Source organism: Micromonospora sp. AP08 (assembly GCF_008085935.1).
In the GTDB taxonomy this organism is placed as follows: Bacteria; Actinomycetota; Actinomycetes; order Mycobacteriales; family Micromonosporaceae; genus Micromonospora; species Micromonospora chersina.
Genome location: NZ_VSEZ01000010.1, coordinates 40938 through 53272, shown reverse-complemented (window position 1 = coordinate 53272; position 12335 = coordinate 40938). Strand labels below are relative to the sequence as shown.

Annotated in this window: 12 protein-coding genes; 5 read left to right on the top strand and 7 right to left on the bottom strand. The window is 73.7% G+C overall.

What is annotated here, in order from left to right; genetic code table 11:
* Positions 1–6 precede the first annotated feature (6 nt).
* Complete coding sequence (locus FXF50_RS18305) at positions 7–477, top strand: helix-turn-helix transcriptional regulator (RefSeq protein WP_255510098.1); 471 nt, start codon at positions 7–9, stop codon at positions 475–477.
* A gap of 10 nt (positions 478–487) precedes the next feature.
* Entirely contained in the window at positions 488–1570 is a 1083-nt protein-coding gene (locus FXF50_RS18300; RefSeq protein ID WP_148429410.1) for a polyprenyl synthetase family protein, read from the top strand.
* A 124-nt stretch (positions 1571–1694) separates the two neighbouring features.
* Here the strand turns inward: FXF50_RS18300 and FXF50_RS18295 are convergent, their stop codons facing one another.
* Complete coding sequence (locus FXF50_RS18295; RefSeq protein ID WP_187399723.1) at positions 1695–2087, bottom strand: helix-turn-helix domain-containing protein; 393 nt, start codon at positions 2085–2087, stop codon at positions 1695–1697.
* 143 nt (positions 2088–2230) lie between these two features.
* Between FXF50_RS18295 and pknB the strand changes: the two genes are divergently transcribed.
* Together pknB and FXF50_RS18285 are read left to right on the top strand one after the other, a co-directional pair.
* On the top strand, positions 2231–4207 hold the full coding sequence (gene pknB, locus FXF50_RS18290; RefSeq protein WP_148429408.1) for a Stk1 family PASTA domain-containing Ser/Thr kinase: 1977 nt from the start codon (positions 2231–2233) through the stop codon (positions 4205–4207).
* A complete protein-coding gene (locus FXF50_RS18285; RefSeq protein WP_091320219.1) occupies positions 4204–5064 on the top strand; it encodes a deoxyribonuclease IV in 861 nt (286 codons plus the stop codon). Before pknB ends, FXF50_RS18285 begins: the two co-directional genes overlap by 4 nt.
* Before the next feature lie 108 nt (positions 5065–5172).
* Here the strand turns inward: FXF50_RS18285 and FXF50_RS18280 are convergent, their stop codons facing one another.
* The 4 genes from FXF50_RS18280 to FXF50_RS18265 all read right to left on the bottom strand — a co-directional run bounded on the left by FXF50_RS18280 (position 5173) and on the right by FXF50_RS18265 (position 10165).
* Entirely contained in the window at positions 5173–6147 is a 975-nt protein-coding gene (locus FXF50_RS18280; protein ID WP_255510109.1) for a low specificity L-threonine aldolase, read from the bottom strand.
* Between the two features lie 104 nt (positions 6148–6251).
* Positions 6252–7658 carry a class II 3-deoxy-7-phosphoheptulonate synthase gene (locus FXF50_RS18275; RefSeq protein WP_091320211.1) on the bottom strand — a complete coding sequence of 469 codons (1407 nt, stop codon included), beginning with the start codon at positions 7656–7658 and terminating at the stop codon, positions 6252–6254.
* Positions 7659–7772: 114 nt separating this feature from the next.
* A complete protein-coding gene (locus FXF50_RS18270; RefSeq protein ID WP_148429404.1) occupies positions 7773–8267 on the bottom strand; it encodes a hypothetical protein in 495 nt (164 codons plus the stop codon).
* Positions 8268–8524: 257 nt separating this feature from the next.
* Positions 8525–10165 (bottom strand): glycosyl hydrolase family 18 protein, encoded by a 1641-nt coding sequence (locus tag FXF50_RS18265; protein ID WP_148429402.1) that lies wholly within the window; start codon positions 10163–10165, stop codon positions 8525–8527.
* 143 nt (positions 10166–10308) lie between these two features.
* On the opposite strand from FXF50_RS18265, the gene FXF50_RS18260 reads away from it, so the two are divergent.
* Positions 10309–10797 (top strand): glutathione peroxidase, encoded by a 489-nt coding sequence (locus FXF50_RS18260; protein WP_148429399.1) that lies wholly within the window; start codon positions 10309–10311, stop codon positions 10795–10797.
* A 59-nt stretch (positions 10798–10856) separates the two neighbouring features.
* Here FXF50_RS18260 and FXF50_RS18255 read toward each other — a convergent pair whose 3' ends face one another.
* Complete coding sequence (locus FXF50_RS18255) at positions 10857–11276, bottom strand: DUF4259 domain-containing protein (protein ID WP_148429398.1); 420 nt, start codon at positions 11274–11276, stop codon at positions 10857–10859.
* A gap of 113 nt (positions 11277–11389) precedes the next feature.
* Positions 11390–12196: an SGNH/GDSL hydrolase family protein gene (locus tag FXF50_RS18250; RefSeq protein WP_148429396.1), complete on the bottom strand. Its 807-nt coding sequence runs from the start codon at positions 12194–12196 to the stop codon at positions 11390–11392.
* Positions 12197–12335 lie beyond the last annotated feature (139 nt).

Genomic DNA, 12335 nt, shown 5'->3' with positions numbered 1-12335 from the left:
GGACCGATGACCCCGTCCCCGCCACCCGGGCCGCACCCTCCCGACCAGCGCCGTCCCGACTCGCGGCCTCCCGACCCGCGGTCTCCCGGGCCGCGTCCGCTCGGGCCGCTCCTGGCCGAGCTGCGGGCCGCCCGGGGCTGGAGCCAGCGGCGGGTCGCCGCCGAGCTGTGCGCCGCGGCCGGCGTGCCGACCCTGACCCGGCACGAGGTGTCCCGGTGGGAGCGGCAGCGCCGGCTCCCCGGGGACTTCTGGTCCGGCTGGCTGGCCGTGGTCCTCGGGGTGCCGGGCGACCTGCTCGCCGATGCCGCCGCGTGCAGCCGCCGGCTCGCCCCGGGCGGGCCCGGCCGGGCAGGCGGGCCGGGCCGTCCGCGCCCGCCGGGCACGCCCGGGGTGGCGCGGGCGCGGCGGCCGGGGTCCACCGCCCCACGCGCGGCGCGCCGGGGCGGCGATCGGACACGACCGGCGGCGACCGGCTAGCGTCGTCGGCGTGACCCACGCTGCTCCCGTGTCCCCCGTCGACCGCGCCGGCCTCCGCCAGCGGATCGACAAAGCCCTCACCGAGTTCCTCGCCGGCCAGCGCGGCTGGCTGACCGCCGTCGACGACGGCCTGGCGCCCGTCGCCGAGACGATCGAGGCGTTCGTGCTGGGCGGCGGGAAGCGGCTGCGCCCGGCCTTCGGCTACTGGGGCTACCGGGGCGCCGGCGGGGTCGACTCCGACCAGGTGGTCGCGGCCCTGGCCGCGCTGGAGTTCGTGCAGGCCAGCGCCCTGATCCACGACGACCTGATGGACCGCTCGGACACCCGCCGGGGTGAGCCCGCGGTGCACCGGCGGTTCGCCGCGCGACACCGCGCGGCCGGCTGGAGCGGCGACCCGGACGGGTTCGGCGACGCGGCGGCCATCCTGCTGGGCGACCTGTGCCTGGTCTGGTCCGACGAGGTGCTGCACTCCTCCGGCCTGGACCCGCGCACGGTGGCCCGGGCCCGGCCGGTCTTCGACGAGATGCGCACCGAGGTGACCGTCGGGCAGTACCTGGACGTGCTCACCCAGGCCACCGGGGACACCTCGCTGGAGCGGGCCGGCAAGGTGGCCCGCTACAAGTCGGCGAAGTACACCGTCGAGCGGCCGCTGCTGCTGGGCGCCGCGCTGGCCGACGCCCCGGCCGAGGTGCACGCGGCCTACTCGGCGTACGGGCTGCCGCTGGGCGAGGCGTTCCAGCTCCGCGACGACGTGCTGGGGGTGTTCGGCGACCCGGAGCGCACCGGCAAGCCGGCCGGGGACGACCTGCGCGAGGGCAAGCGGACGTACCTGGTGGCGGCGGCCCTCGAGGCGCTCGACGACGCGGGTCGGGAGGTGCTGCTCGGCGGCCTCGGCGACCCGGACCTGGACCCCGCCGGCGTGGCCCGCCTCCGCGAGCTGATCACGGCGAGCGGCGCCCTGGACCGCACCGAACGCCGGATCACCACTCTCACCGAGAGCGCCCTGGCCGCCCTGACAACGGTCGACCTGGACACGGAGGCCCGCCAGTCCCTGGTCGACCTGGCCATCGCCGCAACCCGCCGCACCGACTGAGGCCCCGCCCCCGACCCTCCCCGGCGATCATGAGGTTGACGGCGAAGTCGATCTCCTGAGCTGCCGCCAACCTCATGATCGACGGGGTGGGGTGCCGGGGGGTGCGGGGGGTGCGGGGGGGTCGTCAGAAGCCGAGGGCTTGGGCTCGGCGCTTGACCTCGCGGGCCTGGTCGCTGGCTAGGGCGGCGGCCGGGGTCTTGCCGGGGAGGGTGGGGTCGGGCTCGTAGAGCCAGCGCAGCGCCTCCTCGTCGTCGTACCCGGCGTCGGCGAGCAGGTTGAGCACGCCGGGCAGGTGCTTGAGCACGGTCTGGTTGGCCACCAGGTCGGCCGGGATCCGGCGGACGCCGTCGCGACGCACCGCGAGCAGTTCCCGGTCGCGGATCTTCTGGTGCACCTTGCTGATCGACAGGTCGAGGCGCTCGGCCACGTCCGGCAGGGTCAGCCAGCCGGCCGGGTCGGTCGGTCCGGGCAGGTCGGCGCCGGTGGCGGCGGCCTGGGCGGGTACGGAATCGGTCACCCGACCACCCTGCCACGTACCGGTCGGGACCGGTGGGCGGCACCCCGTACCCCGCCGGGCGCGTGCGCCGGCCCGCCCCCGTCGCACCCCGGCTGTAGCATCCTGTTCAACCTTCACCCTCCCGACACATAGACTGCCTGCCGATGGACACACAGGTCGCCGACACGTTGCTGGGCTCGCTGATCGACGGGCGCTACCGCATTCGCGGTCGCGTGGCCCGTGGCGGCATGGCGACCGTGTACACCGCCACCGACGAGCGCCTGGAGCGCACCGTGGCGGTCAAGATCATTCACCCGACGCAGGCGCCCGAGGCCCGGGCCCGGATGGCCGGCTTCGTCGCGCGCTTCACCGACGAGGCGAAGACCATCGCCCGGCTCACCCACCCCAACGTGGTGGCGGTCTACGACCAGGGCAGCCACGCCGGCCTCCCCTACCTCGTGATGGAGTACGTGCGCGGCCGCACCCTGCGCGACGTGCTCGCCGAGCGGCGCCGGCTCACCCCGGACGAGGCGCTGGCCATCGCCGAGCAGATGCTCGCCGCGATCGCCGCCGCGCACCGGGCCGGGCTCGTGCACCGCGACGTCAAGCCGGAGAACGTCCTGGTCGCCGAGGCGCCCACCGGCGGGACCACCAGCCTGGTGGACAGCGTGGTCAAGGTGGCCGACTTCGGGCTGGCCCGCGCGGTCGAGGCCAGCGCCGAGGAGGAGAACGGCAACCAGCTCATGGCCACCGTGGCGTACGTGGCGCCCGAGCTGGTCACCCAGGGCCACGCGGACCCGCGCACGGACGTCTACTCCGCCGGCATCGTGCTGTTCGAGATGCTCACCGGCCGGGTGCCCTACGACGGCGACCGCCCGGTCGAGGTCGCCTGGCAGCACGTCGACCGTGACGTACCGGCCCCGTCGACCCTGGTGCCGGCGCTGCCCCCGGTCCTCGACGCGCTGGTCGCCCGGGCCACCCGGCGCGACCCGGCCGCCCGCCCGGCCGACGCCGCCGCGCTGCTGACCGAGGTGCAGGCCGCCCGGGACGAGCTGAGCAACTCGCACACCACGGTGCTGCGGCAGGTGAGCGACGACACGGCCGTGATCGCGCAGCCCACCATGGTGGTGGCGGCGGTCCGTCCGGCCGAGCGCCCCGCCTGGGCCCGGCTGCCCGAGGGCGGCGGCCAGCGCCCGCACCGCCGCCGCGCCGTCGCCGACGAGGGCCCGGGCGCCCGGCTCGCCGGGCTGCGTACCCGGGTCATGGGCTCGCCGCGCGGCCGGCTGGCGGTCGCGGCGGCGGCCGTGGTGCTCGGCCTCGTGGCCGCCGTGGGCGGCTGGTGGTTCGGGGTGGGCCGCTACACGGTCGCCCCGCAGCTGGTGAGCCTGAGCAAGGCCGACGCGGAGGCGCAGGCCACCCGGGGCGGCTTCATCCTGCGCTACGCCGAGCCCCGCTACGACGAGAAGATCGCCAAGGACACGGTGCTGGGCCAGGATCCGGTCTCCGCCGCCCGGATCGTCAAGGGCGGCACCATCACCCTGACCCTGTCGCTGGGCCCGGAGCGGCTGCCGGTGCCGGACGTGGTGGGCAAGGACTTCGAGCTGGCCCGGGCCGAGCTGGCCGACGCCAAGCTGGCGCCGGTCAAGGGCGGCTCCCGCTACGACGACGCGCTGCCGGCCGGGGTGGTGCTGGCCACCGACCCGAAGGTGGGCACGGTGGTCAAACCGGGCACGAAGGTGACGGTGGTCCTGAGCAAGGGCCGCGCCCCGGTGAGCGTGCCGAACCTGGTGGGCAAGAGCCTCACCGACGCCCGCGCCATCCTCGGCCGGCTCGGCTTGACGCCGGTGGAGACGTACAAGGACTCCGACAAGCCGAGGGACGAGATCCTCGGCCAGAGCCCGGCGGACGGCACCGGCGTGGAGAAGGGCGCCCAGGTCAAGCTGGACGTCAGCAAGGGCCCGGCCCAGGTGCCCGTCCCCCGCGTCGTCGACCTGCCGTGCCAGCAGGCCAAGCAGGTGCTGGAGAGCCAGGGCTTCCCGGTCAACATCCAGCTCAACCCCAACGGGGTCGCCCGCTTCCAGAACCCGGGCGAGAACACCCCGGTGCCGCCGGGCACCACGGTCACGGTGACCTGCCTGTGAGCGGGCGGCGGCGGGTCGGCTCGCACACCCCCACCTCCGGCGGCCTGGCCAAGGCGGCGCTGCCCTACGTCGACGCGGCCGAATCCGAGGCGGTGCAGGTCTACGTCTCCAACTCGCGGGGCTGGGCGCTGCCGGCGGGCGACCCGAAGCAGGACGTGCTGTTCCGGGACGGCTGCGGCGAGCGCGGCCTGCCGGTCTTCATCCACGCCTCGCTGCTGGTCAACCTCGGCTCCCCCACCCCGGCCACGGTCGAGCGGTCGGCGGAGACCCTGGCGCACGCGCTGCGCCGGGGCCGGGCCATCGGTGCCGAGGCCGTGGTGTTCCACGCCGGCAGCGCCGTCGACGCGGGCCACGCCGAGGCGGCCATGCGGCAGGTCCGCGAGGCCCTGCTCCCGCTGCTCGACGAGACCGCGGCCACCGGCGGGCCGATGCTGCTGGTCGAGCCGAGCGCCGGGGGTGGCCGGTCGCTGGCGTCGCGGGTCGAGCACCTGGGCCCCTACCTGGACGCGGTGGACCGGCACCCGATGATGGGCGTCTGCTTCGACACCTGCCACGCCTGGGCGGCCGGGCACGACCTGGCCACCGAGGGCGGGATGACCGCCACGCTGGACGCGCTGGTCGCCGCGGTCGGCGCCGACCGGCTGAAGCTGGTGCACGCGAACGACTCGAAGGACCTGTGCGGCTCCACCCGGGACCGGCACGAGAGCATCGGCAAGGGCAGCATCGGCGAGCCCGCGTTCGCCGAGCTGATGCGCCACCCCGCCACGGCCGGCGTCCCCGTCCTGGTGGAGACCCCGACGGAGAAGCACGTAGGCCACGCCGCCGACATCGCCACCCTCAAACGCCTCCACCCCTGAGGCCCCCGCCGGGCGGTCCCCGGCGTTGATCACGAAGTTTGCGGCGGGATCCGCGTCGCGGGCGACGCGAACCTCTTGATCGACGAGTTGCGGGGCGGTGGGGGCGGGTCAGGCCCGGAGGAGGGTGGTCAGGGTTTCGACGGCCCGGTCGATCTGGTCGTTCGACACGTCCATGTGGGTGACCAGGCGGGCCGTGCGCGGGCCGAGCACCGACAGCAGCAGGCCCCGCTCCCGGGCGGCGGCGGCCAGGGCGGGCGCGTCGAGCGGGTGCTTGGCCAGGTCGAGCGGGACGATGTTGGTCCGCACCACGGTCGCGAGCACCCCGTACGGGGCGACCGCCTCGGCCAGCCGGGCGGCCTTGGCGTGGTCCTCGGCGAGCCGCTCGACGTGGTTGGCCAGCGCGTACCGGCCGGCGGCGGCCAGGATGCCGACCTGCCGCATGCCGCCGCCCATCCGCTTCCGGACGAACCGCGCGCGGGCGATCTTCTCGGCGCTGCCGACCACCAGCGAGCCGACCGGGGCGCCGAGGCCCTTGGAGAGGCAGACCGAGAGGGTGTCGAACAGCGCCCCGTACTCGGCCAGTGGCACCCCGTCGGCGACGTGCGCGTGCCAGATCCGGGCGCCGTCGCAGTGCAGGGCGAGCCGGTGCTCGTCGGCGACCCGGCGCAGCTCCCGCAGGGTGGCGAGGGGGATCACCCCGCCGCCGCCCCGGTTGTGGGTCTGCTCGACGGCGATGGCCCGGGTCGGCACCGCGAAGTAGCCGTCCGGCCGGACCATCCCGGCCACCACCTCGGGGTCGACCTCCGCGCCCACCGCCGGCCAGGTCCGCGAGGAGATCCCGCCGTACGCGGCGGCCGCCCCGATCTCGTACGTGACCACGTGCGCGTCGGCGTCGCAGAGCAGCTCGTCGCCGGGCGGGACGACGAGCTGGAGGGCGATCTGGTTGGCCATCGAGCCGGTCGGGGCGAACAGCGCCGCCTCGTGCCCGAAGAGCGCGGCGACCTCGGCCTCCAGCGCGGTGACCGTGGGGTCCTCGGCGTAGACGTCGTCACCCACCTCGGCGGTGGCCATGGCCTCCCGCATCCCGGCCGTGGGCCGGGTCACGGTGTCCGAACGAAGGTCGATGAACTCAGCCACTGTTACCCCTTCGGCTGCCGACTGCGGGGCTCGCAAGCTCACTCCTCGCGTCAGCCACGGAGCATCTCCGCAACGAGGAAGGCCAGCTCCAGCGACTGCTGGGTGTTCAGTCGCGGGTCGCAGGCGGTTTCGTACCGGTCGGGCAGGTCGAGGTCCTCGATGCCCTGGGCGCCGCCGAGGCACTCGGTGACGTCCTCGCCGGTCAGCTCGACGTGCAGGCCGCCCGGGTGGGTCTCCAGGCCGCGGTGCACCTCGAAGTAGCCGAGCACCTCGTCGACGATCCGGTCGAAGTGCCGGGTCTTGTAGCCGTTCGAGGACTCGTGGGTGTTGCCGTGCATCGGGTCGCACTGCCAGACGACCTTGGCGCCGGCGGCGGTGACCTTGGCGACGATCGGGGGCAGGGCGTCCCGGACCCGGTGGTTGCCCATCCGGCTGATCAGGGTGAGCCGGCCGGGGATGTTGTCCGGGTTCAGCTTCTCGCAGAGCTCGATGGCCTCGTCCGGGGTGGTGGTCGGGCCGAGCTTGACCCCGATGGGGTTGGCGATGCGGGAGATGAAGTCGATGTGGGCGCCGTCGAGCTGCCGGGTCCGCTCGCCGATCCAGAGGAAGTGCCCGGACAGGCCGTACGCCCGGCTGCCGGAGATCCGGGTGAGCGCCCGGTCGTACTCCAGCGCCAGCGCCTCGTGGGAGCAGTAGAGGGTGACCGTGCGCAGCGCCTCGTCGTCGGTCATCCCGCAGGCCCGGATGAACGCGAGCGCCCGGTCGATCTCCCGGGCGATGGCCTCGTAGCGCTCGCCGGCCGGGGACTGCTTCACGAAGCCCTTGTTCCAGTCGTGCACCGCGTGCAGGTCGGCCAGCCCACCGGCCAGGTACGCCCGGAGCATGTTCATGGCGGCGGCCGAGTTGGCGTACGCCCGGATCATGCGCTGCGGGTCGGCGACCCGCGCCTCCGGCGTGGCCTCCAGCGAGTTGATCATGTCCCCGCGGTAGGCCGGCAGGCCGCGCGCGTCGGTCGGCAGCGACCGGGGCTTGGTGTACTGGCCGGCGACCCGGGCCACCTTGACCACCGGCAGCGAGGCGCCGTACGTCAGCACGATCGCCATCTGGAGCAGGGTGCGGGCGTTGGCCAGCAGGTGGCTCTCGGTGTTGTCGGCGAAGGTCTCCGCGCAGTCGCCGCCCTGGAGCAGGAACGCCTTGCCCTCGCAGACCAGGGCCAGCCGCTGCCGGAGCTGGTCGACCTCGTAGGGGGCGACCACGGACGGGACCGTGTCCAGAACCTTGCAGACCTCGGCGACCTGCTCCAGGTCCGGCCAGGGCGGGGTCTGCGCGCGCGGGAGCTCCCGCCAGCGGTCCAGGCCGAGGGCCGCGTCCTCGGCGGAGTCGACGGTCGGACGACTGGTCTGGAGCCCCGGGCTGCCCACGGCGGGGTGACTCAGCTGATGCCACTCATGGCGCATGGGGGAAAGCGTACGGCGACCGCCGGGGCGGCCCGCCGCCGAGGGGGACGGTTCCGGTGGTTGGGAGATCACCGACACACTCCGGAACCGCCGCAGGTCGGGGCGGGTGCGGGGTCAGGGCGTGATCCCCGGCTCCGGGGTGTTGCCGCCCTGGGCCTCGCCGGCGATGCACCAGTCGGCGCCGGTGCGGGTGACCGTGAACAGCAGCGACCGGGTGGCCTTGCGGGCTCCGACGGCCACCGTGATCGACGTGCTCACCTCCTCGCCCTGCGGGCCGGACCGGACGTCGGTGATGGTGGCCTGCGGGACCGTGAAGTGATCGGCGAAGTCGCCGTTGGGGCCGGTCGCGGCGGCGTCGAAGGCGGCCTGCATGGGCGCGCAGAGCTGGCTGCGCCCGGCGTCGACGTCCTTGGCCGCCATCGCGTCCAGGTACGCCTGGACACGCTCCCGGCTCTTGGCCGCCGCCTCCTCGGCCGGCGCCCGCTGCGACTGGGTGGCCGGGCCGCCGGGGGCGTCGTCCCCCCCGCCGAGGCCGCAGCCGGCCAGCGTGACCGGCAGGAGCGCGAGCAGGGCCGCGCCGGCCACCGCCCGGGGGTGCTTCAGGCCCATCAGTCCCCTTCCATCGGCGCGGACATCGGGACATGCCGAGCGGCGAGTCTGTCACATCGACGTCGTCACATGCCGGCCCCGGGCCGCCGGCGGCGGCTGCCACCGGCCCTCGACGACCTCCCCATCCTCGCCCGGACCGCCCCCGCGGGCCAGCACGGCGCGCGCTGGGCGTCGGCATACGTGCCGGAACGGACGCCGCGCGGGGAGGGGCCGTTGCGGCCCCTCCCCGCCGGGTGGGTGGTGCGTCGGCCCTCGGCTCAGCCGAGACCGCCCTTGATGGCGCCGATCAGCTCACCGTTGCTGGTGTCACCGGAGAGCTCCCAGAAGAACGCGCCACCGAGGCCCTGGTTCTTCGCGTAGGTCATCTTGCCGCCGATGGTCGCCGGGGTGTCGTAGCTCCACCAGTTGCTGCCGCACTTGGCGTAGGCGGTGCCGCCGACGGTCCCGGTCGCCGGGCAGGTGTTCTTGAGCACCTTGTAGTCGTCGATGCCCTGCTCGTAGGTGCCCGGGGCGGGGCCGGTGGCGGTGCCGCCGGGCGCCGTCTGGGTCACCCCGGTCCAGCCCCGGCCATAGAAGCCGATGCCGAGCAGCAGCTTGTCGGACGGGATCCCCTTGGACTTGAGCTTCTGGATCGCCGCGTCCGACCAGAAGCCCTGCTGCGGGATGCCGGTGTACGAGTAGAGCGGCGAGTGCGGCGCGGTCGGCCCCTGGGCGTTGAAGGCGCCGAAGTAGTCGTACGTCATGGGCATGAGCCAGTTGAGGTACGGCGTGGCACCGGCGTAGTCGGTCGCGTCGATCTTGCCGCCGTTGCTGCCGTCGGCGGTGATCGCCGCGGTGACCAGGGCGCTGGAGCCGAACTTGCTCCGCAGTGCGCTCACCACGTTCTTGAAGGCGTTCGGTCCGCTGCCGTCGCACTGGAGACCGCAGGCGTTCGGGTACTCCCAGTCGACGTCGATGCCGTCGAAGACGTCCGCCCAGCGCGGGTCCTTGACCAGGGCGTAGCAGGAGTCGGCGAACGCGGCCGGGTTCTGCGCGGCCTGGGTGAAGCCGGCCGACCAGGTCCAGCCACCGAAGGACCAGATCACCTTCAGGTGCGGGTACATCTTCTTGAGCTTGCGCAGCTGGTTGAAGCTGCCGCGCAGCGGCTGGTCCCACGTGTCGGCCACGCCGTCGACGCTGTCCGCCGCGGTGTACGCCTTGTCGTAGTCGGCGTAGCTGTCCCCGATGCTGCACCGGCCGCCCGTGGTGTTGCCGAAGGCGTACAGGATGTGGGTGAGCTTGGCCGCGGACCCGCTGGTGTGGATGTTCTTCACGTGGTAGTTGCGGCCGTAGACGCCCCACTCGGCGAAGTAGCCGACCACCTTCTTGCCCCCGCTCGGCGGGGTCGTGGTGGGCGGTGGCGTCGTCGGCGGCGGGGTGGTCGGCGGCGCGGTGGTGGGCGGGGCGGTCGTGGGCGGCGGGGTCGTGGTCGGCGGGGCCGTCGTCGGGGTGGTGCCGCCGCCGGAGCAGGACGCGCCGTTGACCGTGCAGTTCAGCGGCGCCTTGTACGCCCCGGTGCCGTTGTAGCCCCAGCTGAAGCTGGCGCCCGCGGCGAGCGGGCCGGCCCAGCTCTTCTTGACCGCCACGTAGTGGTTGCCGCTGCTGGTGACGTCGGCGTCCCAGAAGCTGCTGATCGTGGTGCCGGAGGGCAGGTCGAACTCGATGCGCCAGGTGTCGACGCTGGCGCTGGTGCCGTTGGTGACGGTCACCTTCCCCTCGTGACCGGTCCCCCAGTCCTGCACCTTCGTGAACGTGGCGGTGACGCTGCCCGCGGCGGAGGCGGTCGCCACCGGCACCGCCGCGACCGCGAGCGCGACCACGGCGCCGGCCCAGAGGGCCCGGCGGAGCGATCTCTTCATACGGCGTCTCCCCAAACAGTTAGGAAACTTTCCAGATTGGATGCTGAGACGCTACTCATGCGTCACCACTTCGTCAAGATGTAGATGCATCGATTCGTTGGGTCCGCCGCCGGACGGGACGGGCAACCCCGTAGCCTCGTCCCATGACCGTTTTCGACGTGCAGATCGACGCCCTGGCCGGCGGCCCGGCCGACCTCGGGCGTTACCGCGGCCGCGCCCTGCTGGTGGTCAACGTCGCCTCCCGGTGCGGCCTCACCCCGCAGTACGCCGGCCTCCAGGCCCTCGCCGACGAGTACGCGGACCGCGGCCTCACCGTGCTGGGCGTGCCGTGCAACCAGTTCGCCGGCCAGGAGCCCGGAACGGCCGCGGAGATCGAGGACTTCTGCCAGGTCAACTACGGCGTGACCTTCCCGCTGACCGAGAAGGTCGACGTCAACGGGCCGCACCGGCACCCGCTCTACGCCGAGCTGGTGTCCACTCCGGACGCCGAGGGGCACACCGGCGACGTGCGGTGGAACTTCGAGAAGTTCCTCGTCGCGCCGGACGGCACGGTGGCCGCCCGGTTCGCCCCGACGGTGACCCCGGACTCCCCCGAGCTGCGCGCCACCGTCGAGAAGGTGCTGCCGGCCTGAGGGCCGCCGAGGCGCTCAGGCCGGCGCGGTGAGGGCGGCCTGAGCGGCCGCCGCGGTGCTCAGACCGGCGCGGTGAGGGCGGCCCGGAGCCGGGCCACCTCGGCCAGGAACTCGTTCGGCTCCCCCGCCTCGGCCCACAGCTCGGCCAACTCGGAGTCGTCGGCAACCACCCGGTCCAGCGCACGCACGGCCAGCGGTTGCAGCCGCTCAGGCAGGTCGAGCCGCGCGCCGGCGGTCAGGAATTCCGGCGCGTAGGGCGAGTCGACGGGGAACGCGCCGGGTAGGTGGGCCACGACCACCGCGGCCGCGGCCACCGCCTCGACGCCGAGGTCAGAATCGAGGTGGTCCGGCTCGTCGAGCACCGTCCGCAGGGCCCGCTCCACCAGGGCCGGGCGCTCCTCCGGTGCGGCGTCGTCGAGGTCGCCGGACCAGTCCGCCGCCGTGTCGTTGTCGAACGGCCCCGCCGCCCACGTCCCCATTGGTCCTCCGCTCCCCGGTCCCTTGTCGACCGGACCGCAGGTTAGCCGCGGGGTCCGACAACGACGGGCGCCCGGGACGGGACCTGGCCCGTCCCGGACGTGACCGTGCCGGATCAGCCCGCGGCGGAGCGGAAGACCGGGTAGTAGCCGCCGGACTGCCCCGCGGCCGTCGGGTGGTACGAGACGGTGAGGTTCAGGTAGTTCAACGCGTGCAGCCACTTCTCGCCGTAGCTGCACAGCTGGTGGCCGACGAAGATGGACCGGACGTCGGCGAACGTGAAGCCGGCCGAGGTCGCGGCCGTCCGGGTGATGTCGTCGACCAGGTTGATCCCCTCGTTGATCTTGGCTCGCGAGGTGGCGCTGAGCCCGACGCAGACCGTGCCGAGCTGGTAGAAGACCGGGTAGCCGACCACCACGACGCGGGCCGAGGGGGCCCGGCTCCTGATGCCGTTGTAGACGTTCGCCAGCCGGCCGGGCAGCAGCGTGCGGGCCTTGTCCTCGGCGGCCTGGACGGCGGCCACACACTGGGTCTCACCTTGGAGCACGCAGGTGCTCATGATGCTGGCGAAGCCGACGTCGTTGCCGCCGATCGTGACGCTGACGAGCGTGGTGGTCGAGGAGAGCGCGGAGAGCTGGTTGTTGACGACGTCCGTGGTGGTCGCGCCGGAGCAGGCGACCGAACGGTACGACGCCGGCCTGATGTTGGCGTTGTAGAGCGCCGGATAGGCGTTGGTGCTGCGCAGGCAGGACCCGCTCTCGGAGGTGTAGCTGTCGGCGCCGACGCCGGAGGCGTACGAGTCGCCGAGAGCGACGTAGCGGTCGGTCGCGGCCGCCTGGGCGGGGGCGGCGCCCAGCGTCAGCGTGACGCCGAACGAGGCGGCCAGGGTCAGGGCGAGGGTGGCAAGACGGGATCTCCGCACGTCGCACTCCTGGGGGTGGGAAGTGGTGGTGAGAGATAGATATCAATAAATCAGAGACCGATGGAAGATCAACATTTCGCGCGGGTTGCCGATAGAACCTTATCGATACAAACCATTGTCGATGCGGCGCACGGGTCCG

Excerpts from the sequence above, each read along its gene's own strand:
- pknB (WP_148429408.1), top strand. The coding sequence starts at position 2,231 with ATGGACACACAGGTCGCCGACACGTTGCTGGGCTCGCTGATCGACGGG.
- FXF50_RS18270 (WP_148429404.1), bottom strand. The coding sequence starts at position 8,267 with ATGGGCCTGAAGCACCCCCGGGCGGTGGCCGGCGCGGCCCTGCTCGCG.
- FXF50_RS18260 (WP_148429399.1), top strand. The coding sequence starts at position 10,309 with ATGACCGTTTTCGACGTGCAGATCGACGCCCTGGCCGGCGGCCCGGCC.
- FXF50_RS18265 (WP_148429402.1), bottom strand. The coding sequence starts at position 10,165 with ATGAAGAGATCGCTCCGCCGGGCCCTCTGGGCCGGCGCCGTGGTCGCG.
- FXF50_RS18255 (WP_148429398.1), bottom strand. The coding sequence starts at position 11,276 with ATGGGGACGTGGGCGGCGGGGCCGTTCGACAACGACACGGCGGCGGAC.
- FXF50_RS18305 (WP_255510098.1), top strand. The coding sequence starts at position 7 with ATGACCCCGTCCCCGCCACCCGGGCCGCACCCTCCCGACCAGCGCCGT.
- FXF50_RS18280 (WP_255510109.1), bottom strand. The coding sequence starts at position 6,147 with ATGCGGGAGGCCATGGCCACCGCCGAGGTGGGTGACGACGTCTACGCC.
- FXF50_RS18275 (WP_091320211.1), bottom strand. The coding sequence starts at position 7,658 with ATGCGCCATGAGTGGCATCAGCTGAGTCACCCCGCCGTGGGCAGCCCG.